19 protein-coding genes are annotated in these 21,977 nt (G+C 33.2%); 9 read left to right on the top strand and 10 right to left on the bottom strand.

The window, feature by feature from the left end:
• Nucleotides 1-112: 112 nt before the first annotated feature.
• The 3 genes from OEW74_RS11030 to OEW74_RS11040 all read right to left on the bottom strand — a co-directional run bounded on the left by OEW74_RS11030 (nt 113) and on the right by OEW74_RS11040 (nt 3,624).
• On the bottom strand, nt 113-1,645 hold the full coding sequence (locus tag OEW74_RS11030) for a hypothetical protein (protein WP_265428544.1): 1,533 nt from the start codon (nt 1,643-1,645) through the stop codon (nt 113-115).
• Nucleotides 1,596-2,888 (bottom strand): phage integrase SAM-like domain-containing protein, encoded by a 1,293-nt coding sequence (locus tag OEW74_RS11035; RefSeq protein WP_265428545.1) that lies wholly within the window; start codon nt 2,886-2,888, stop codon nt 1,596-1,598. The genes OEW74_RS11030 and OEW74_RS11035 overlap by 50 nt, the downstream gene beginning before the upstream one ends.
• A 241-nt stretch (nt 2,889-3,129) precedes the next feature.
• Nucleotides 3,130-3,624 carry a hypothetical protein gene (locus tag OEW74_RS11040; protein WP_265428546.1) on the bottom strand — a complete coding sequence of 165 codons (495 nt, stop codon included), beginning with the start codon at nt 3,622-3,624 and terminating at the stop codon, nt 3,130-3,132.
• A gap of 307 nt (nt 3,625-3,931) precedes the next feature.
• Between OEW74_RS11040 and OEW74_RS11045 the strand changes: the two genes are divergently transcribed.
• The 5 genes from OEW74_RS11045 to pyk are packed head-to-tail and all read left to right on the top strand — an operon-like array spanning nt 3,932 to nt 8,111.
• On the top strand, nt 3,932-4,171 hold the full coding sequence (locus tag OEW74_RS11045) for an acyl carrier protein (protein WP_002976354.1): 240 nt from the start codon (nt 3,932-3,934) through the stop codon (nt 4,169-4,171).
• A 31-nt stretch (nt 4,172-4,202) separates the two neighbouring features.
• The gene (fabF, locus tag OEW74_RS11050; RefSeq protein WP_265428547.1) at nt 4,203-5,447 is read left to right on the top strand and encodes a beta-ketoacyl-ACP synthase II; all 1,245 of its coding nucleotides are present in this window, start codon (nt 4,203-4,205) and stop codon (nt 5,445-5,447) included.
• A 10-nt stretch (nt 5,448-5,457) separates the two neighbouring features.
• Entirely contained in the window at nt 5,458-6,222 is a 765-nt protein-coding gene (gene rnc, locus OEW74_RS11055; RefSeq protein ID WP_265428548.1) for a ribonuclease III, read from the top strand.
• Nucleotides 6,200-6,673: an IPExxxVDY family protein gene (locus tag OEW74_RS11060; RefSeq protein ID WP_265428549.1), complete on the top strand. Its 474-nt coding sequence runs from the start codon at nt 6,200-6,202 to the stop codon at nt 6,671-6,673. The genes rnc and OEW74_RS11060 overlap by 23 nt, the downstream gene beginning before the upstream one ends.
• Nucleotides 6,666-8,111, top strand: coding sequence for a pyruvate kinase (gene pyk / locus OEW74_RS11065; RefSeq protein ID WP_265428550.1), 1,446 nt, complete (start codon nt 6,666-6,668; stop codon nt 8,109-8,111). The genes OEW74_RS11060 and pyk overlap by 8 nt, the downstream gene beginning before the upstream one ends.
• A 51-nt stretch (nt 8,112-8,162) precedes the next feature.
• Here pyk and OEW74_RS11070 read toward each other — a convergent pair whose 3' ends face one another.
• From OEW74_RS11070 to OEW74_RS11095, 6 genes are all read right to left on the bottom strand, one after another.
• Nucleotides 8,163-8,729 (bottom strand): hypothetical protein, encoded by a 567-nt coding sequence (locus OEW74_RS11070; protein WP_265428551.1) that lies wholly within the window; start codon nt 8,727-8,729, stop codon nt 8,163-8,165.
• Nucleotides 8,730-8,794: 65 nt separating this feature from the next.
• On the bottom strand, nt 8,795-10,087 hold the full coding sequence (locus OEW74_RS11075; protein ID WP_265428552.1) for an aldehyde dehydrogenase family protein: 1,293 nt from the start codon (nt 10,085-10,087) through the stop codon (nt 8,795-8,797).
• Nucleotides 10,088-10,292: 205 nt separating this feature from the next.
• Nucleotides 10,293-11,207, bottom strand: a complete 915-nt coding sequence (gene hutG, locus OEW74_RS11080; protein ID WP_265428553.1) for a formimidoylglutamase — start codon at nt 11,205-11,207, stop codon at nt 10,293-10,295.
• Nucleotides 11,208-11,216: 9 nt separating this feature from the next.
• Nucleotides 11,217-12,323, bottom strand: a complete 1,107-nt coding sequence (locus tag OEW74_RS11085; protein WP_265428554.1) for a DUF695 domain-containing protein — start codon at nt 12,321-12,323, stop codon at nt 11,217-11,219.
• A 1-nt stretch (nt 12,324) separates the two neighbouring features.
• Entirely contained in the window at nt 12,325-13,551 is a 1,227-nt protein-coding gene (gene hutI / locus OEW74_RS11090; protein WP_265428555.1) for an imidazolonepropionase, read from the bottom strand.
• A gap of 28 nt (nt 13,552-13,579) precedes the next feature.
• A complete protein-coding gene (locus tag OEW74_RS11095) occupies nt 13,580-13,945 on the bottom strand; it encodes a four helix bundle protein (protein ID WP_265428556.1) in 366 nt (121 codons plus the stop codon).
• A gap of 164 nt (nt 13,946-14,109) precedes the next feature.
• On the opposite strand from OEW74_RS11095, the gene ruvB reads away from it, so the two are divergent.
• The 4 genes from ruvB (at nt 14,110) to coaE (ending at nt 17,649) form a co-directional block, all read left to right on the top strand.
• Nucleotides 14,110-15,132 carry a Holliday junction branch migration DNA helicase RuvB gene (ruvB, locus tag OEW74_RS11100; protein ID WP_265428557.1) on the top strand — a complete coding sequence of 341 codons (1,023 nt, stop codon included), beginning with the start codon at nt 14,110-14,112 and terminating at the stop codon, nt 15,130-15,132.
• 145 nt (nt 15,133-15,277) lie between these two features.
• On the top strand, nt 15,278-15,889 hold the full coding sequence (locus OEW74_RS11105; RefSeq protein WP_265428558.1) for an FMN-binding negative transcriptional regulator: 612 nt from the start codon (nt 15,278-15,280) through the stop codon (nt 15,887-15,889).
• Nucleotides 15,890-16,138: 249 nt separating this feature from the next.
• On the top strand, nt 16,139-17,005 hold the full coding sequence (locus OEW74_RS11110) for an MBL fold metallo-hydrolase (RefSeq protein WP_265428559.1): 867 nt from the start codon (nt 16,139-16,141) through the stop codon (nt 17,003-17,005).
• An 8-nt stretch (nt 17,006-17,013) separates the two neighbouring features.
• Complete coding sequence (coaE, locus tag OEW74_RS11115) at nt 17,014-17,649, top strand: dephospho-CoA kinase (protein ID WP_265428560.1); 636 nt, start codon at nt 17,014-17,016, stop codon at nt 17,647-17,649.
• A 386-nt stretch (nt 17,650-18,035) separates the two neighbouring features.
• On the opposite strand, the gene OEW74_RS11120 is transcribed toward coaE, so the two are convergent.
• A complete protein-coding gene (locus OEW74_RS11120; RefSeq protein WP_265428561.1) occupies nt 18,036-21,785 on the bottom strand; it encodes a fibronectin type III domain-containing protein in 3,750 nt (1,249 codons plus the stop codon).
• Nucleotides 21,786-21,977 lie beyond the last annotated feature (192 nt).

The following is a 21,977-nucleotide window of genomic DNA, read 5'->3' on the forward strand; positions in this document are numbered from 1 at the left end:
TTTTATTTAAAATATAGGTAACAAAGCCAATACCAGGGAAAATAGGGATTTTATAGGGAAAATATTTTCTATCGATTTTTATTTAACATGTTGATTTTTAGCGATAAATATTTTAATTTATTTTTATTTCGGGGATTAGTTTCAATTTTTCCCTACGAATTCCTAAAGTTGTTTCAATTTCTGACAGGAATATATTCGTCCTTTTTGTAGCAAATGGATAATCTTTGCTATTTGGATTATTAATATTGATATAGTTTTTATGATATTGCTGTTTATTTTCACGCTTGTTATTTCTATTGAAGTTTACAATATCTTCAAAGGATATGATTGTATTCAATTCGTTTCCTTCTATTTCTTCAAAATAATCAAAAACATAAAAAAAGTAGCAAAAACGGAAAAAGTAAATATCTCTGCTTAAACTTAGATGTTTAATACCAATTTCATTATATCTATTTTCTGATAAAGCATTAAGTATTATTCTGATTTCATCAACATTGAAGTTTTTTCTTTTCAAAAAAATGGCAAAATTACTTTTTACATCAGCAAACCGATTAAATTCATCGTCTAAATCGTCTTCATTATTGGTTTCTTTTTCACCATATAGTAAGTGATTTAAATACCTTAATTTCATTCCATATAACGAATGTTCAGAATCAAATTCTTTGTAGACGTAAGGATTAATTCCATTTAAATAAAAATATGTTAGTAATTCCGTATGGGAATGAATATGTAAATAATCCCATAATGATTCATAAATTGTCAGAATTGGCATTACATTTTCAAAAAAACCGCCTAACTGTGGTACTTCAAATGAATGCTGAAAGAGTAATTTTTCGTTATCACGAATTAAACTTTCTAGATATTTTACTTTACTTGAGACATTATTTATAAGAGGGGAATTAATATTTGCTTCGACTTCTTTAACGAATTTATGTAGTTTATATAATTCTTTAGTCGATAGAAAATTTACTAATGATGCATAATAGCTGATGAAAATGTTTGGAAGTAACAATCTCAGGCTAATATACTCTTCAAAATACTCATTTAAATTGGATAAAGTGAGTTTCTTGGCATTTGCATTTAATCTCTCTAATTCTTCGGTATTTTTATTATATTCATCATATTCCGAAAGGAAAAAATTGACATTATCTAAAATTTCTTCTATTTCTTTCTTACTATATATTTCTTCTATAAATTCAATTGAAGAAAAATCAATACTATCATCTGTAGTAATATATTTTTTGATGTCAATACATGAATCAATGTATTCAAAATAATTGTCTGTAAAATGTGTATTTTCTATTTTTTCAAAAACTAATTCATTTGCATAATAGATTAACCTATCAAGACTGACACGGTTTAAAATTTTACTTTTATCATCATTCGTAATATTATATCCTAAATAATATTGATGGATATTATTTTGTATTTTATCATTAGCAATAAAAAAGGGAGTATGAACTCTTTTACTCCATTTTTGAAAGAAAAATCCATGTATTGTATCATCTGTTTGTGGCGTATCTGATGCTACTACATAAATGATGAAATCTAATGCTGTTCCTTGTTTGAAATTTATATCTTTATAATCTATCATATTAATAACCCAATCTGTTAAAGATTTTTGCAGTTGACTTTGCTTTTTCAACCTCCGTCTTGTTAATGTACGCTAACAACTGTTTCTCAGTTGTGTGACCCGTAAAATTAAGCAAATAAGTAGTAGGAATTTTCTCATAAAAGTTAGAAGCAAAACTTTTTCTTCCTATATGAGACGTAACAAGTTTATGTTTCGGAAAATTACCAAAAACTTTACGAGTAATATTTTTTCCATCTTTAGTTATTGTCTCGGTTCTACCGTTATATACAATCTCATCTATTTCAGCTATCTCACATACTTCTTTGATATAAAGATTTAGGTTTACATCCGATATTTTTCGGGGGAATTCTCCGTTTCGTTTTGCTAAAATATTTTGGACTTTTTTTAATAAAGGAATTTGCATCTTAGCATTAGTCTTTTGCTGTGTAAATTCAATGTATTTCTGTCCCTCACTATCCTCCACAATCATAGAAGAATTAAACCGCATATAATCACTCACACGTTGTCCTGTATAACAGGAGATAAGTAGCCAATCTCTTGCATTATCTAAATAATCATGTGGCATTTCTTTATGCTCTATTTTATCCAACTCATCAAAAGTTAAGTAAATTGATTTTGGGATATGCTTTGTCGCTTTTTCAACTTCAAATTTCCATAATTCCGAATGCTTGTGAACTTCAATATCAAAAGAACCTGCAACTTTACAAATCATTTTTAAGAATTTAAGGTTGCGATATGTAGTTGAAATCTTATAACTCTCCTTATTACAATAATCTTCAAAATCAATTCTAAAAGAATTATCTAAATCTTTAAACTTTAATCCTCTAAATGTTTTCTTTCTGATTTTTCTATCCGCTATATATCTTATCATTAATTGCTTAACAACATTAGCTTTCTTAATAGTCGATTCAGTAACACTATCTTTTTTTAAAGATATATAAGTATCAATAAAAGTAACAACATCATCCGAATAATTATTATCTTCGGCTTTTAAAGCTGTAGGTTCTACAATTGATTTCAGCCATTCTTTTAAATCGATTTCTGGATTATCTTCCGTATAACTTGAAATAATATTAGCTTCTAATTGTGAAAGACGAGTGTTTATAGTTTCCACATCATCTTTATGCATTTTTTTAGATGGCATTTTGCATTTTCCATCTTTCCAATCTTTCGGTTTACAGTTCAAGTATGGAACAGGAACACGTATATCAATATCCCTGTCTCTAAATTTTACCCAAATTGTACTTTCTTTATCCGCTACTTTTCCTCTGATAAAAAAACTTACTGATGCCATAATTAAAAATGATTAAAATTTAAAGTTGTACCCAAAGTTGTACCCAAAAAATTCAAATATAGTTTAATTTCAATAAATTCAACTTAATTAAATAACTTTAAAAAGCCTTTGTACAAAGCATTTATAAATTAATCAAGATTTTAACAGATTTAAAAATATAGTCCCTCCAACTCCACCAAAAATAAAAAACAGAAACATTTTAAAATGCTTCTGTTTTTTTATTTATTTCAATAATTTAAATTTAAGTCTTTAAACCTATCTTTTTTAATGCTTTTTTCGAAAGAAATACGGCATCAAAATTAAGAAGAGATTCTATAGTAGTATATTGTTGAAATTTACCTTCAACCTTATTGAAGGACAATTCAATATCTTTATTATAAGTAGCTACAATTCTCACAACAGAAAAACCATTGTATGCAACTTCAAAACCATCAAACAAACGCTTACTTTCTGCTTTATTATAAAATTTATATTCATCAAGCATTGAAGGAGATTCGTTTTCGTCTAACTCATTATTATGAGACAGAGATTTCCAATCTGAATAATTCTTAGGTTCTTTCAAGATATTACCAAGCTGATCTGTTGGCACAAACATTTCCAGCGACAAAAGCATCTTGAGAAAATTAGCATAATTATTCATTACTTTAAGGGTATGAAGATCTGCATATCCTTCATGCGAATAGTATTCAATTACAAAATCCGTCATCGGAACCAGCATATGAGAAGCAGTTGACATTGGGTATTAATTTTAAAACGCAAATATAAAATATAGAATCAATGCTTTTTAGTAGTAAAGCTATTTTAAAATCAATCAAAATAACCATAATGAATAATTTGATTATCATATAATGTACAAGAACCAAGTTAAAAAATATTTTAAAACTCAATAAAAAACACAAAAACTATAAAACACTGATTACGAAAACACTACCGCAAAATATAATAAATTATCATCACTCTACCGACAAAAAAGCTTAAAAAAATGTTTTATCGTAAAGAATTTTATATATTTGCACCATCTAACAATAAAAAAATAATTTACTATGTCAGACATTGCATCAAGAGTAAAAGCTATCATCGCTGATAAGCTTGACGTTGAAGAAACAGAAGTAACTCCTGAGGCTAGCTTCACAAATGATTTAGGAGCAGACTCACTAGATACAGTTGAGTTAATCATGGAATTTGAAAAAGAATTTAACATTCAAATCCCTGATGACCAAGCTGAAAAAATTACTACTGTAGGGCACGCTATCGCTTATATAGAAGAAGTAGTAAATAAATAATATTCTTCAACAAAGAAAATTTACAAAGTTTATGGAATTAAAAAGAGTAGTTGTAACTGGTTTTGGCGCAATAACACCCGTCGGTAATAATGCGAATGAATACTGGGAAAGTCTTGTAAAAGGCAAGAGCGGTGCCGCTCCTATTACTCTTTTTGATGCCACAAACTTTAAAACCAAGTTCGCTTGCGAGGTGAAAAACTTCAATCCATTAGACCATTTCGATAAGAAAGAGGCTAAAAAAATGGATAGAAACACTCAGCTTGGGCTGGTTGCTGCAAGAGAAGCAGTAAGCCATTCAAGAATCATGGAAGACAATGTTGATAAAAACAGAGTCGGAGTGATTTGGGGATCAGGAATTGGTGGTTTAGAAACTTTCGAAACCGAAGTTTTGGGTTGGGCAAATACAGACATCCCAAGATTTAACCCTTTCTTTATTCCTAAAATGATTGCGGACATTACACCGGGGCATATCTCTATTGAATATGGTTTCCATGGTCCCAATTATACTACAGTTTCTGCTTGTGCATCATCAGCAAATGCATTAATTGATTCTAAAATGCTTATTCAGCTTGGCAAAGCAGACGTTATCGTTTGCGGAGGCTCTGAAGCTGCCGTTACGGCAAGTGGTGTTGGAGGATTTAATGCAATGATGGCACTATCTACAAGAAATGACGATCCTACAACAGCATCAAGACCTTTCGACAAAGACAGAGATGGTTTTGTTTTGGGTGAAGGTGCAGGTTCTATTATTCTTGAAGAATATGAACACGCTGTGAAGCGTGGTGCAACAATTTATGCAGAATTATTAGGTGGCGGTATGAGTGCAGATGCACATCACATGACGGCACCACATCCTGAAGGTTTAGGAGCTTATTTAGTAATGAAAAATTGCTTGGAAGACGCAGGTTTAACTGCTGATGAAGTAGATCACATCAATATGCATGGTACATCTACTCCATTAGGAGATATTGCAGAATCAAACGCAATTTCAAGATTATTGGGTGAGCATGCTTACGACATTCAGATTAATTCTACAAAATCAATGACGGGTCACCTTTTGGGTGCAGCCGGAGTTATTGAAGCAATTGCTGCTTTAGGAACTATTATTCATGGTGTTGTACCTCCTACAATCAACCATTTTACTGATGATGAGAACATCGACAGCAGACTTAATTTCACATTTAATGACGCTGTAAAAAAAGATGTAAAAGTTGCCATGAGTAATACTTTTGGATTTGGTGGGCACAATGCTTGCGTTCTGTTTAAGAAAATCTAATTATTACTGAATGGAGTTACAGAAATACTTTTCTAAATTCCTTATCAAAAAAAGAAAAAGACAACTTACGGAAAGAGACTATTTCCTGAGCACAGAACTAAATAAAATTTTAGGGATTGAGGTTCAAAATGTCAGCTTTTATCGTGAGGCTTTTTCAATTAAAACTTCTTCTAAAAATCAGGAAAGCAATTACGAAAGGCTTGAATTTTTAGGAGACTCTGTTTTGGGTACAATCGTTTCGTGCCATTTGTTTCAAACTTATCCTAAAGCGAATGAAGGATACATGACGCAAATGAAATCTAAAATTGTAAACAGAAAGAATCTCAATAAATTAGGAGAAGATTTAAAGCTTACTGATCTTTTACAAAAAAACAATCATGCTGTCGCTTTGGGAGATAATATTTCAGGAAATCTCTTTGAAGCGCTAATTGGTGCTGTTTATTTAGACTTCCAATACGATATTTGTAAAAAAATCGTTTTGGATAGACTCCTTACGCCAACAGAAATCAATAAGCTTGAAAATAAAATTGTAAGTTACAAAGGTCTTTTGCTGGAATGGAGCCAGAAAAAGAAACTTAATATAAAGTACGAAACCTGTGAAGAAATTCAGGTAAACAAATCGATCGTCTTCCGATGTCATGTTTGGCTGGGGAATGAAAAGATTTCGAATGCCACAGAAACTTCAAAGAAAAAAGCAGAAGAAAAGGCTGCACAAAGAGCATTTTATATTTTAAATAAAAAAGAAAATATACTTGGAAATCCAAAAACTTTATGATCTTGACGATATAGAATTTGAAGATATTACCATCGCTTTGGTAAGATTAGTCAAACATATACCAGATCATGAGTTTTTTTTCAAAATCAATCAAAACAACGATTTAAAGTTTTCAAGAATAAAAGACCTTGTTTTTCACGGGTCTCATTATGATTTTTATTTTCCCAGGTTTGAAGCTTATCACAAGTATACGAAGACCTGTTTTACTTTTATCTCCAACAAATCTTCAGAAAGTAATCAAAAAAAATTACAAACTGAACTCTTCGCAGAAGAAGAAAACATTAAATTTTTATTAAATAATCATCCAGAAGTAGAATATATTCTGCACAGTTCGGAACAGTTTCCTGATTTTTCCGTAATTTTGCTGGCTGAAAATCTTGCTTTTCCTATTCAAGATTACAATTTGAGTTCTGAAGAAGAGCTCTATCAAATAATACAGTATTATGAATAAGTATTTAAAGAAGACAAAAATTATTGCAACACTAGGACCGGCTTCCTCTTCAAAGGAAGTTATGTTGGGATTGATGAGAGCGGGTGTTGACGTTTTTAGAATAAACTTTTCTCACGCCGATTACGATTTAGTTCGTTCCAATATAGAAATCATCAGAGATCTTAATAAAGAATACGGTTATTCCGTAAGTATTTTAGGGGATTTACAGGGTCCAAAACTTAGAGTAGGTGTTGTAAAAGAAGGTTCATACCTTAATCCGGGTGATATCCTTACGTTTACCAACGAAAAAATTGAAGGTGACTCTACGAAAGTTTACATGACTTATCAACAATTTCCTCAAGATGTAAATGTTGGTGAAAGAATTTTGATTGATGATGGTAAATTGGTTTTAGAAGTTCTTGAAACCAATAAAATTGATACTGTAAAAGCAAAAACTATTCAAGGGGGACCATTGAGTTCTAAAAAAGGGGTAAACCTTCCGAATACGAATGTTTCGCTTCCGGCACTTACTGAAAAAGATATTCAGGATGCTAATTTCATGATGGATATGGAAGTAGACTGGATCGCACTTTCATTCGTTCGTCACGCACAGGATATTATCGATTTGAAAGAATTGATTGCTAAACATCCAAACGGTAAATTTAAGACTCCGATTATCGCTAAAATCGAAAAGCCTGAAGGAGTAAAAAATATCGATCAGATTCTATTGGAATGTGACGGATTGATGGTGGCACGTGGAGATCTTGGTGTAGAAGTTCCTATGGAAGAAGTTCCTGCAATTCAGAAAAATTTGGTTGAAAGAGCCAGATTTTACTCAAAACCTGTAATTATCGCAACTCAGATGATGGAAACGATGATTAACAGTTTAACACCTACAAGAGCTGAAGTAAATGACGTTGCCAATTCTGTATTAGACGGAGCTGATGCGGTAATGCTTTCAGGTGAAACATCTGTAGGTAGATATCCTGTTCAGGTGGTAGAAAATATGGCGAAAATTGTGAAGAACATTGAAATGACCAATTTCTACCAGCACAAAAACGAGCCTATCGAAAAAGATTATAACTGTATCGATGAGCGTTTCATTACAAACAGAATCTGTCTTGCTTCGGTAAGAATTGCAAAAAGTACAAACGTTGCGGCAATCGTAACTTTAACAAGTTCTGGATATACAGCGTTCCAATTATCGGCGCACAGACCAAACTCTCACATTATTGTTTATAGTGGAAATAAGAGAGTAATTACGATGCTTAATCTACTTTGGGGAGTTCGTGCTTATTATTACGATATGAACAAACCAACTGATGAAACCATCATTCAGGTAAATATGTTAACGCACAATCACGGATATATTGAAACCGGTGATTTCGTAATCAACATCAATGCAACACCGTCTTACGAAGGTGGAAAAACAAATACATTGAGATTAACAACAATTTAATTATTGTTTTTGATATAAATGAAACCTCCCGAAATTTTTCGGGAGGTTTTTTTATTTCTTTTCTAATAATGGTAAAACAATTCTTTTTATCGTAGAAGTGTCATCTTTCCATTGAGGGTATTCTTTATTATCTTTCCAATTGGTTACCAATTGTACTTCGCCAGAATTATTCAAAACAATGTACTTAGACATATCAGAAATAGCTTCAAATTGACTTGGAGTAATTTCTTTTACAAAATCTTTATATTTTCTGCCATTCTTTTTCTCCCTGTCTTTTAAAATAACAATTTTTGCATCCGGATAGTCTTCTAATACATAGTCGATGGCTAATCTTGTCATTTTACTTCCTTCAGCATCCATTAACATTACATAAGAATCAACATTGTAATCTTTTTCTATCTTTTTAAAATTTGGAAGATGGTAAAGACAAGGTTCGCACCAGCGGGCAAATGTAAAAAATATAGTATTCTTTTTCTCTGAGTTTTTTGCCAAACATTTTAGATCTTCAGTATTGACTTTATAAATATTAGATTCAAGCTTTTGTAAATTGCAATTTTCTTGTTGGGCAAATACATTTTGTAAGAGTAATATTCCTGTAAGAATACCTAGTTTTTTCATGAGTTATTGCTTTTATTAAAGGCAAAACTAATTAAAAAATAACAACCTAAAACTGTTTTCTTAATTTATTTACCCAATATTGTTTTCGCCGTCACAAACTCTTTTAAAGCTAATAAAGAAAGCTCAGTTCCATATCCTGAAGATTTGGTTCCGCCGAATGGAAAACGGGGATCAGAACTTGTCATTCTGTTGATATTTACCGTTCCGGATTCTAAATTATCAATAAAAAACTGTTGGCGTTCTTCATTTTTCGTCCATACCGCATTAGATAAACCAAAAGGAATATTGTTTGCAATTTCTAAAGCTTCTTGATCGTTATGAGCAATCATCACCATTCCTAAAGGACCGAATAATTCTTCCTGCAAAACAGGATTTCCCTCTTCCACTCTTATTAATCCCGGAATAAATTCGTTATCAGAAATTCTTTCAAGAGGAATAATAACTTCTGCACCATGATCTAAAGCTTTCTGATATTGCTTTTCAAGATCATCTGCAAGATCCGGTCTTGCCATTCCGGCTAATTTTGTTTCTTTTAATTTAGGATCAGCAGGAACATATTTTTTGTATTCTTCAATAAACTTCGGAAGAAAATCAAACTCTACATCTCTTTGAATAATAAATCTTTTTGCAGCAACACAAGTTTGTCCGCAATTTTGTAGTCTTGCCAAAGCTCCCACTTTTGCTGCTTCATCCAAATCGGCATCATCTAAAACAATGAAAGCATCACTTCCTCCTAATTCCAGCAAAGATTTTTTGATATTTTTTCCCGCAGTGGCAGCAACCTCAGCTCCGGCTTTTTCACTTCCGGTAAGGCTTACTCCTTTAATGGTTTTATGTTCTAAAATTTCTTTTACTTCACCATGCCCTACTTCAAGATTTTGGAAAACGCCTTCAGGAAAACCGGCTTCAATAAAAACTTTCTCAATAGCATTTCCGCTTCCGAAACAAATGGATGCATGTTTTAAAACGACAGTATTTCCTGCCAAAATTGCAGGCGTTGCAAATCTTAAAACCTGCCAAAAAGGAAAATTCCAGGGCATTACTCCTAAAATTACCCCTTTCGGAACATAATGAATTTCTGAAATTTTATATTCAGATTCTATTTTTTCCGGGCTTAAGATATTTTCAGCATCCGCATAATAATTCATCATTAAAGCAGATTTCTCAACCTCAGAAATGGCTTGAGAAATGGGCTTATTCATCTCCTCAGTAATTAATTCACCAAAAACCTCAGCTTTATTTTTAAAAATTTCTGCAGCTTTTGCAATAAGTTTCTGCTTTTCTTCAAACGGAACTTTTTTCCATTCCTGAAAAGTTTGGTCAGCTTTTAACAGCTTGTTTTCTATTAAATTTTCCATGTTAAAAATTCCATTTTTAAAGATTCAAGAATTGCGAATCTTCTGCTTTTGGATTAAGCATTTTTAAGGCAACAAATATTGTTCCTTATATCGTATTTAATTAATGATAAATTCTATGAATTGTATTTATTACAGCTAAGAGAATTTCAAATTTAATTCAGTAAAACTAAATTGATAATGACTAAAAATATTTCTCTCAAAGATTCTAAATCATAAACCATTCATTCGCCAGACTCGCAGCCAATCTTGCGGTATGATCCTGAATATCAAGACCAGGATTTACTTCTGCAATATCCAAGGCAATTAATTTTTCATTTCTAAGAATATGTCTGTACAAATGCATAAATGCAGCATCTGCAAAAATCCCGTTGTAAGCCGAAGCAGAAACTCCCGGCGCAATTGAAGCATTGAAGACATCCATACAAATCGTCATATAAAGAAAGTCTACCGCTTCTGCCAATTCGTTAACTCTTTCATAGACTGAAGGAAGGTTTTCAAAAAACAATTCATCCGCCAGAATATATTTCATTCCCAACTGATGAGCTGTATCAAAAAGCTTCAAAGTATTTGAGTTTCTTTGAATTCCGATATGCAAAGAATTGATTTGACCTTCCTGAGCAATTTGCCAAAAACCTGTTCCGGAGCTTGCTCCTACTCCATTTTCAGGTTGTCTGTTATCAAAATGTGCATCAAAATTAATAATTCCAATTTTCTGTTCCTGAAAAGCAGTTTTCACACCGCGGTAATGACCAAAAGTAACTTCATGACCACCGCCAAGAACCAAAGACTTTCCCCCTTTTAGCAAAACTTTAGAAACATTTTTAGCCAATTCATTTTGGATATTTTCAAGATTTCCGTCTTCACAGGTAATATTTCCAAAATCAAGAAGTGAAAAATCCGGACGAATCACAGGAAAATTAGACATATTTTTTCGAATAACATCAGGAGCGTCTTTTGCGCCCTGTCTTCCTTTATTTCTGCGAACGCCTTCGTCAACGGCAAATCCGTGTAAAACGAAATCGTTAGTTGAAATCAAATCGTAATTATTCTCTGCTTTTACTCTCTGAAATATTCTGTGATAAAGTAGTTCTTCACCGTCTAATCTTCCTTGCCAAATCATGATTTTAATTTAATTTTGATTTACATTATAGCGTTCAAAACTCTGCCAATATTTGTCTTTATAAATTTCGAGTGTCATTTTATATTCAGGGTGATCATCTATTACTTTTTTCAAAATTTTTGAAGGTTTCCTGAAATCTTTACTTGCAAAATAACTTTCTTTCAGGTTATCTGCATTTTCTCTTCCGATGTATAAATGACCGTCTTCGATTTTCAATTCTTCAATAATCTGCTCTTCGATATTGCTTAATTTTTCGTAATCTTCTTTTTCGGGAAGTCCGTTATTATTTTCTCCGTTATACTGAACTTTCAAAATAGAAATCCACGGATAAGAAGCCTTTGAATCGTAAGTTAACAAAGAAGTATTGATCGTCGCAATAAGAGGACATCCGTTTTGCAGAGTTGCCTCAAAAACAGAAAATTTATCTTCTTCGCTGAAGTCTTTCACATTTTTATACTTTTCTGTAAACTCTCTTTCGCGCCAAGATAAAAAATCTTTCAGTTTCGTAACCGGCACCAATTCTTTTTGAGCATTATCTTTTCCAACCACATTAAAAGTATCGATTTGAGTGGCAAAATTAAGTTCGCCTAAAAAGTTATCCAGAAAAACGCATACTCCGGTTACAATAGCATTTTTATTTTCTTCGTTTAAGTTTTCATAAACAAATGTGATGTCGATTTCGTCGGGATAACCTTCGACTTCATTCTCATAAAAGAAAATATTATCAGCTGAAAATTTCCTGCCATCCATTTCAATTCCGCTTGTGAGATTCATTTCCGGTTTTAGAGCGGTAAATTTCCAGCGATCAAGTTTGGGAGCCATCTCAATAATCTCTTCAGCAAAAACTATATTTTTAATATCACCTTCTACGGTTAAAATCAATTCTGCAGTAGAATCATCACTCATTCCCGCAAGAAAATAATATCCTCCGTTCAACTCTTTAAGTTTTGGAGCAATAACATCAAAAAAGTTATTTTCTATATTATCGTGGTTTTTTACGACATCAAAAAAATCTTTTTCTTTAGTAAGAAACCAGTCCCAAAAATTTTTATAATTTTTAATTTCGCCAGCTTCTTTCTCTTCATTTTTACTGAAAAATTTATCGAAAATTCCCATATTATTTTACTTTAATCCCATCGATATAAACATTCTCTGCCTTCAAGCTTCCTTGGTTATAAAGAACATTTTGGAAATTGTTGGTTTTATAGGTTACAAAATCTGCTTTTAAACCATCTTTTAAACTTCCTCTATCTTCTAAACCTAAAGCAAAAGCCGAACGGAAAGTCATTCCAGCTAAAACTTCTGCGGTTGTTAACTTTTCAAATGTTGCTAAAATAGAAGCTTGTGTAATTAAATTTCCCATCGGTGCAGAACCCGGATTCCAGTCACTTGCAATGGCAACGATTGCTCCTGCATCCAATAATTTTCTTGCTGGAGTAAATTTTTCTCCCAATCCTAAACTTGCCCCTGGTAAAGCAGTTGCCACGGTTTCAGACTGTGCTAAAAACTCAATATCTTCATCGATTGTAGCTTCTAAATGATCTGCAGATTTCGCGCCAACTTCAACGGCAATTCGAGAACTTCCCGGTGTAAACTGGTCTGCATGAACCGTAATCTCGAAACCTAAGTCTTTAGTTCTAAGTAAGAAATCTTTACTTTCTTCCGGTTGGAATGCAGATTTCTCAATAAAAATATCAACTCGTTTTGCGAGGTTTTCTTCTTTTACTTTTGGTAAAATTTCGGTTAAAATATAATTTAAATACTCCTCGTTACTTCCTTCAAAATCTCGTGGCTTTAAATGTGCCGAAAGACAGGTCGGAACTAAAGTTGCCTGAGTTTTTTCCTGAGCTTTTTTAATCATTCGAAGCATTTTAAGTTCGTTTTCAACATCCAAACCATATCCGCTTTTTACTTCAATCGTTGTAATTCCTAGAGAAATTAAAAAATTAATTCTTTCTAATAAAGTTTTCAGCAATTCTTCTTCTGAAGCATTTCTGGTATGCTGTACCGAACTCCAGATTCCACCACCACTTTCGGCAATTTCAAGATACGTTTTCCCTGCATTTCGCATCGCAAAATCGTTGGCACGATTTCCACCAAAGCAAATATGAGTGTGAGAATCTACAAATGCGGGAAGTACGATTTTCTCGCCTTCAATTGTTTCTATTTCTATATTTTGATTTTCAGATTTTAAAGTTTCAAAATTTCCGATTGCATGAATTTTATTTTCATTAACTAAAATTCCGCCATCAACAATAATTTCGATTTGTTCGTCAGAAAGTTTTCCTCTTAACGGAAGATTCGCAAGTGTTACGACTTGCTTGAAAGGACCTATTAATTTCATTATATTAAGGTTAAGGTTGAGGCTTAGATTAAGGCTGTATGTTATTTAAACGATTTGTAATTTTATTTAAATCATGTATCACTTCACCAATCATATTCTGTATTTCTAAGCACTCGTTTTCTGAAAAATATTTTACTCTGTTTCCGTATATCAAATGGCTTTTTGTTTCAAATGCAGAACCTCTGGAAATATCATAAAATCTGCTTTTATCTTTTGATGTTCTTCTTCCGAAACCTTCAGCAATATTAGCTGAAATACTTTCTGCAGATCTTCTTAATTGTGAAGTAAGAGCATAGTCTTCTTTTTTAGGTAAGCTTGCAGATATATTGAAACATTTTTCAGCAATATCCATTGCCTTTTGCCAAACAGGCATCTCAGTAAAATCTTTTATCATTTGTTATTAATAATTCTCCTTTCAAAAATACTTAAAATATATCAATCTTGTAAAACGATAAAAAGGTCGAGCGTACAATCTTAACCTAAACCTTAATCTCAGCCTGAAATTAATCTAAATCTTAACCTAATTTTCCTATCTTTACGGTAAATGAAACTGAATTAATGCCCGATTTTTTACATCCAGATAAAGACAATTATTCGCACGAAGAACTCATGCAGGAAGAGCAGATTCGTCCGCAGAGTTTTAAGGATTTCGCCGGACAGCGAAAAACCTTAGAAAATCTTGAAGTTTTCGTTACCGCTGCCAAAAGACGTGGTGGTGCGCTCGATCATGTTTTGCTTCACGGTCCTCCCGGATTGGGAAAAACAACTTTGGCCAATATTATCGCAAATGAATTGGGGGTCAATTGTAAAATTACATCTGGCCCTGTTTTAGATAAACCCGGAAGTTTGGCTGGTTTATTAACCAATCTGGAAGAAAATGATGTGCTTTTCATTGATGAAATTCACCGTCTTTCGCCTGTTGTAGAAGAATATCTGTATTCTGCAATGGAAGATTACAAAATCGATATTATGCTGGAAACAGGTCCGAATGCAAGAAGTGTTCAGATCGGATTAAATCCTTTTACATTGGTGGGAGCAACAACCAGAAGTGGAATGCTGACCAAACCGATGTTGGCAAGATTTGGTATTCAAAGCAGATTGGAATATTACACTATTGAACTTTTGTCTATGATTATCATCCGAAGTGCGAGAGTTTTGGGCGTGAAAATCTATGAAGATGCAGCGATTGAAATAGCAAGAAGAAGCCGTGGAACTCCAAGAATTGCCAATGCACTTTTAAGAAGAGTCCGTGATTTTGCAGAAATTAAAGGGGATGGTGAAATTGAAATTGAAATTACCAAATATGCTTTAAATTCTTTAAATGTTGATGAATTTGGATTGGATGAGATGGATAACAAAATCATGCGCGTGATGATTGAAAATTTCAAAGGAAAACCTGTAGGAATCTCAGCTTTGGCAACATCGATTGCTGAAAATCCTGAAACATTGGAAGAAGTTTATGAACCCTTTTTAATTCAGGAAGGGTTTATTATCAGAACTCCACGAGGAAGAGAGGTTACTGAGAAGGCTTATAAACATTTGAATATTGCTGTTCCGAAAAATCCGGGAGAACTATTTTAGTTTAGTATTTTGAGTTTAATGTTCAAAGTTTTTAATCACAAAAGATTTCAACACTTTAGTTCTTTAAGCTAAATTAAATATAAGAACATTTAAGTTTTTAAAAATCTTTTCCATTTTTGTGAACTTGTTAATTTTTAATTATAAAATGTTTATACCTAAATTATATAAAAGTGAAGATTACAATGTGATGAGAGAAATCATCAGAGAAAATTCTTTTGCTTTATTAATTTCTTCGGTAGATAAAATTCGAGCGACTCATTCTATGATGATGCTGAATGAAGATGATCCGGAAAATATTTATATTGAAACTCACATTTCAAGGGCAAATCCACAAGCGAAAACCCTGACGAACGGAAATGAAGTTCTTTGTGATTTTTTGGGAGCACATACTTATATTTCGAGCAGTTGGTATGACCACATCAATGTTTCAACATGGAATTATGAAGCGGTGCAGATTTATGGAAAAGTTGAGCTAATGAATCATAATGAATTATATCAACACTTGGACAAATTAACTTCAAAATATGAAAGTTTTCAGCAATGTCCGATGATGGTGAAAGATATGGGAAAAGATTTTATAGAAAAGGAAATGAAAGGTGCTTTTGGTTTAAAAATCATTCCGACAGAGATTTTTATTAAACAAAAATTGTCTCAAAACAGAAAGGAAAACGATTTCCAAAATATCATTTCAAATCTTGAAAAAGGCGATGAAAACGGAAAGCAAATTGCTGAAAAAATGAAACTATTGAAAAAATAATTTTATTTTTCACCACAAAAGACGCAAAAGATATTAGTTTTGAAAAATCAGGAATTCAAAAGTTCATAAAAACTAACTTTTAGCTTAAAATACTTTTCATTTTTTTGTATCTTAAACATTAAGAAATTAAGATTTAATGAAATCTATTATTAAAAAACTTATGAAAATTAACATTATAGTTTTAAGCTATATATTAACTTTTGCATTAAAAATTAAAGTAAATAATACATTAAAAAAAATAAATATTATATGAAATTATATCCTATCCAATGCGGAAAATTTAAACTGGACGGAGGCGCCATGTTTGGGGTCGTCCCAAAGAGTTTGTGGGAAAAAACAAATCCTGCAGACGAAAGAAATTTGATAGAACTTGGAACCCGCTCTCTTCTTGTGGAAGATGGGAAAAAATTAATTTTAATTGACTGCGGTCTCGGAAATAAGCAAGATGATAAGTTTTTTGGTCATTATTCGCTTTGGGGTGATGATAATTTAGATAATAATTTAAAAAAATACGGTTTTGTAAAAGAAGATATCACTGATGTTTTCTTAACTCACCTTCATTTTGACCATTGTGGTGGCGCTATTGAATGGAACGATGATAAATCGGGATACAGACCGGCTTTTAAAAATGCACAATTCTGGACTAATGAAAATCATTGGCAATGGGCAACTGAGCCTAATGCGAGAGAAAAAGCAAGTTTTTTAAAAGAAAACATCCTTCCTATCCAAGAAAGTGGACAACTGAACTTTTTGCCACTTCCTGCAACCGGAAATTATGGCTTTGCACCAGACTTAAAAATGGATGTCATTTTTGTAGATGGTCATACAGAAAAGCAAATGTTACCCGTAATTCAGTATCAGGAAAAAACAATTGTCTTTGCAGCCGATCTTATTCCTACAGCAGGACATATTCCTCAGGTTTATGTGATGGGTTATGATACAAGACCATTATTGACGATAGAAGAAAAAGCAAAGTTTCTAAAACAATGTGTAGACAATGATTATCTATTGTTTTTTGAGCACGATGCGCACCACGAATTGGCAAGTTTAAAAATGACTGAAAAGGGAGTTCGTCTTGATGAGACTTTCAGTTTTAATGATGTTTTTGGATATTAATATTGATTATGGAAGAATTGTATTCAGAAAATCAAAAAAGTGAGCCTGATCCGAAACCTGCGCCCAAAATCATTGGTTTAACAGGAGGAATTGGTTCTGGGAAAACAACCGTTGCAAAATTTATAGAAGACTTCGGATTTCCCGTTTATTATTCAGACGACCGAGCGAAAGATATTGTGAATGATAACGATGATTTAAAGGCAAAAATAAAAGAACTTTTAGGTGATGAGTCTTATGATGAAAATGGTCTTTACAACAGGAAATTTGTAGCTGAAAAGGTTTTTAACAATAAAGATTTACTGCAAAGTTTAAATGAGATCATCCATCCTGCTGTTCGCTTAGATTTTGAGGATTGGGTAAAGAAGCAGACCAAGTATTTGATATTTAAAGAAACTGCTTTGCTGTTTGAATTAAAACTCAATAAACAATGCTATCAATCTGTTTTGGTAACTGCAGAAGACAATATCAGAATAAAAAGAGTGATGGATCGGGACGGAAAAACCTACCGTGAAGTACAATCTGTAATGGAAAAGCAAATGCCTGAAAAGGAAAAAATAAAATTAGCCGATTGCATCATCTATAACAATACCAATCTTGATGATCTGAAAGAACAAACCGAAAAGATTATTTTTGAGATTGAATAAATAACAATCCCGCTGAAGAAATTTCCAGCGGGATTTTTTATGTTTAAGAGCCTTTTAAATTTTTAGTAAATGTTTTTCTATTGCTTTTCTCTTAATTTTGACTACGTTGAAATAGCATTATCGACTGAAAGGAGATAATCTTCGATTTCTAAATTAAAATAAAATTGTCTATTCTTATTTTAACATTAAGGTATTTTAGTTATTTAAGCCGGAAATGATTAAGAAATCAACATGTTGATTTTGTATTAAGTTTTTTAAGTCAATAATCTTAATTTCTTAATGTTAAAAATAAATATCAAATTTAAACAGCCTCTAAGTTTTCAAAGAAATATTTGATAAAAAAATAAGCTCCCATTTCTGAGAGCTTATTCTATTTAATTAATTGACTATTCTTTAATGAATTTTCTTTGAGCTGTGCCCTGAACATCATCAATGTCAATCACATATACTCCGTTGATCAATCTGCTTACATCAATCTTATTATTTAAGATGATTCCGCTTGAGATTACCTGACCAGCAGCGCTGTAAATCTTGTACTTAGCTTTTTTGCTAACGTTTTTAACATTCAGAATTGATTTAACTGGGTTTGGATAAATCAAGATATCTGTCTGATTAAGGGTATTAACTGCCGGTAGTTTAGAGATTCTTACAGTGTAATCTTCTACTTCACCATCCGTAAAGCTGATACAGTTTACAGGGATCGCATCTTTAGCCATTGCAACTCTCATTACAACATATTTATCAGTAGATCCTATGAAAGCATCAGATGGTACATTGAATGTAGCACTTGCTGTAAGATTCGTATTCGGACCATCTGCTAAAATTCTTTCATCAAGATCGAAAGTTCCGTTTCTGTTGAAGTCAATCCAAACTGCTACTCCAGCTTTAGCTCCCGAACTAAGTGTTTTATCTACTATAATCTGGTTACCAACAGAACCTTGAACCATATCAATATACTTTAAAGGAACAGCAGTAAAGTCTGAATAAGCTGAACCTGTAGTAATATTAATCATCTCTGGTTTACCCGCTGGTTTCGCAGTTACTTTTGAAATAAATTCAGAAGCAAAGTTAGTTGAATGCATTGGGCAGTAAACTACTGTTGGTGTTGTAAAGTAGTATTCAGGTGTAAAGTTACCTGGTGTACCAGTACAAACATTTGCTACCTGCATTTCATATTTCGTAAGTTCTAATAATCCAGTTATTGTATAGGTAGTATTACTTACGTTAATAGTCGTCCAGCTTGGTATTCCTACCTTTCTGTATCTTAAGATATAATTATTTGTAGCTCCAGTACCTGTATAAGCATCCCAAACTACTTCTGCTGATGTAGGGTTCAACTGAGTGATTGTTAATCCCGGAGGCGGAATTTCACAAACTCTAACCGTAGTAAACACTTGAGATGTAGACCAAGGGTTGAAAGTTGTAGATCCAATACATTTATTTCTTACCTGTACTTCATACGTTTTGTAAGAGCTTAAACCTGTAAGAAGATAAGTATTTGCAGGAGGTTGAGGAGTCGTAGGCGTTGCAGCTATCCATGGTGTTGTACCAACTTCTCTCCATTGCAATTCATAATTAGCACCAGCTGCAAGCGGGCTCCAAGTTACTAAAGCAGATGTAGAAGTAATGTTAGTTACTGTTACGTTTGGAGGTGTTGGATCACATTTCGTCATAAATTCATTATGAGAGAACGCACCTACGTTGGTCACATTACAAACCGCAGCAACTTCCACTTCATACTGTGTATATGGAGACAAGTTTTGTGGGAAAGTATAGGTATTTGTAGCTCCAGGTACAGCAGCTACAGTAATAGGACCTGTTGTAGGTAACCATTGAGTAGAACCTACTGGTCTGTATCTTATTTGATAAGATGCTCCGCCTATATCTTGTGGCCAAGTAATAGTTGCCGCATTATGTGTAATAGAAGCTGGTGTTACTGTAACAACCGGAGTAGCTGTACTACAAACTCTCAATACAATATTATCAATTGCAACCGAAGGCTGAGTACCACCTCCACCGTCATTTCTCCATTGGAATACTAAACGCATTACACTATTGGCGAAATTTGTAAGATTTAAATTGGTGTTAGAGTAAGATTGCCAAGTACCCTGAAGGTTATATTGTCCTAAAGAAACTCTTCCTGCTCCTGCAGTAATTAAGGTTCCTGCAGCTGGTAAATATGTAGATGGTACTAACCAAACTTCCAAATAATCATACTTGAACGTGGTTCCTTCACCTTGTCCTTTCCAATCAAAAGAGAATGATGCAAGAGAAGTTCCTGCCGGAATTTGAATATCTCTAAATGCATGTACAGTACTTGTTGTATGTACATACCCATTTGTTACACCATTGTCATTAGATATATATAATGATTGAGCAGGATTTCCTGTTGCAGTACCACGTACCCATTTATTAGCCTGTGTACCGTTTAACAATCCTAAATCATTACCTCCAGTAAAGTTTTGAGTATAAGGAAGCTGCGCAGGAATTTGCGTTGTCATAATAGATACAGGATCTGATAAATCACTCTGATCTGTTGCGCTACATATTGCTCTCACCCAAATATAATATGTTGTACTTGGGGTTAATCCCGGAATTGTATAGTTAACTGCTGTACCAGGAATACCCGTTACTTGTGGTGTAGGAGGAGGAGTAGTTGTTGTACTATAATATATTTGGTATCCATTTGCAGGTTGTGTTGTTGGCGGATTCCAAGATATAGTAGCTGTATTTCCTGTAGCGCCAACTGCTACAACACCTAGAGGTTCTATACAAGTAGGAGCAATTCTCAATTTGAAATCATCAACACCTAAATACCAAGGAGTACCATTAGATGATACATTTACAGCAAAATTATATGTTCCTGTAACTGTAGGTGTATAATATACTTTATACTGAGTATAGTTAGCAGTACCTTGTGTTGCAGTGATGAATGCTCCTAAGTTTGTAGCACCTGTAGAAGATTGCGAAGAATTTACCAAAACGTTACCCGTGAATCCCATATTACCAGTATCTGCTCCACCAGTATGATAATAGAATGAAAATTCATAAGTCGATCCAGCTGTCAATGTAAACCCTGGTGTCCATAGCTGACTTGCTGTTGTATTCCCCCATTGAACTCTAACATAATTTGGTGTAGATCTTGGTCCTGGAGATGTAGTAGTCGCTGCAGCACTTGAAGATGTCCACGCATTGGTTCCAGTAATTTGCTTCCAACAAGAAGGAACAATTCCTGATCCTAAAGTTGTCATAGCATCAAAGTTTTCTGTCCAAGGAAGCACAGAAACCGGTACACACAAAGTCGTAAATGACTGCATCGGAGTCCATGAGCTTTTGTCTGTTGCACTACAGATAGATCTTACCCAAACATAATATGTTGTAATCGGTGCTAATGGTTGAATATTAGCAGTTGTAGTAGCAGTTTGTACAGAATTTGTTGCATTTAACGGAGTAGTACCTGTCGGAGCTACACCTGTTGTATTATAATATACATCATAACCATTTGCTGGTGGCGTAGCCGGAGCTGTCCAAGAAATATTTGCATTCGTAGCAGTTGTATTTACCAAGGTAATAGCTGAAGGTGCCAAACAAGTAGGAGCTGCGCCTTGAGTCATTGTTACATTATCAAAGTAATAATAATTATCTCCAGATGCTGCTGATGTTACATAAAATCTTACATATAAATTACCCGCAGAAGGATTGAATGTTACCGTTTTCGTAGCACATGTATTCGCAACTACGTGGTTCGTAGAGTTAATTGTGTAAGCTGTAGCCCAAGGTCCTCCAGTACTGCTTGCATATTGTACTGCAATGGTACCAAGATTTGCAGCAGTCGTAGCAACTGTTCCTGCTGACCAATTAGTAACTTTATAATCAAAAGACATCGTTACAAGCCCTTGATTATTACCTGGAATATTAGGGGATGTAAAATCTCCGGCATTTCCATTATATCTATTTCCTCTTATTGTACCTCCGGTAGTACCGCAAATTTGGTTTGCAGTGGTAGTACTAGAAAATACAAAATCTGTGGTCGTCCAGTTATTAAGTCCCGTGGTCGTCCAGTTCTGCGTATAATTAACCTGGGCCATGAGAAATGCACCAAAAAGCAATTGGCACATAAGTAGAAGTTTCTTCATAAATTAAATATTAAAATGAAAATGAATACCAATGTAATTTGAATCTATCATTAGGTTTTTCTGTATATCTACTTATATAATTTTTCATTAAAAAAACTATATTTTCTTTAGAAAACAGATAAGATAATCTATCGGTTTTTGTTAAAATTGGCTTTTTTAAAATACCAAAATTAATTGAACTTCGTAGATTTG

The organism is Chryseobacterium sp. YIM B08800, assembly GCF_026163565.1.
Classification (GTDB): domain Bacteria; phylum Bacteroidota; class Bacteroidia; order Flavobacteriales; family Weeksellaceae; genus Chryseobacterium.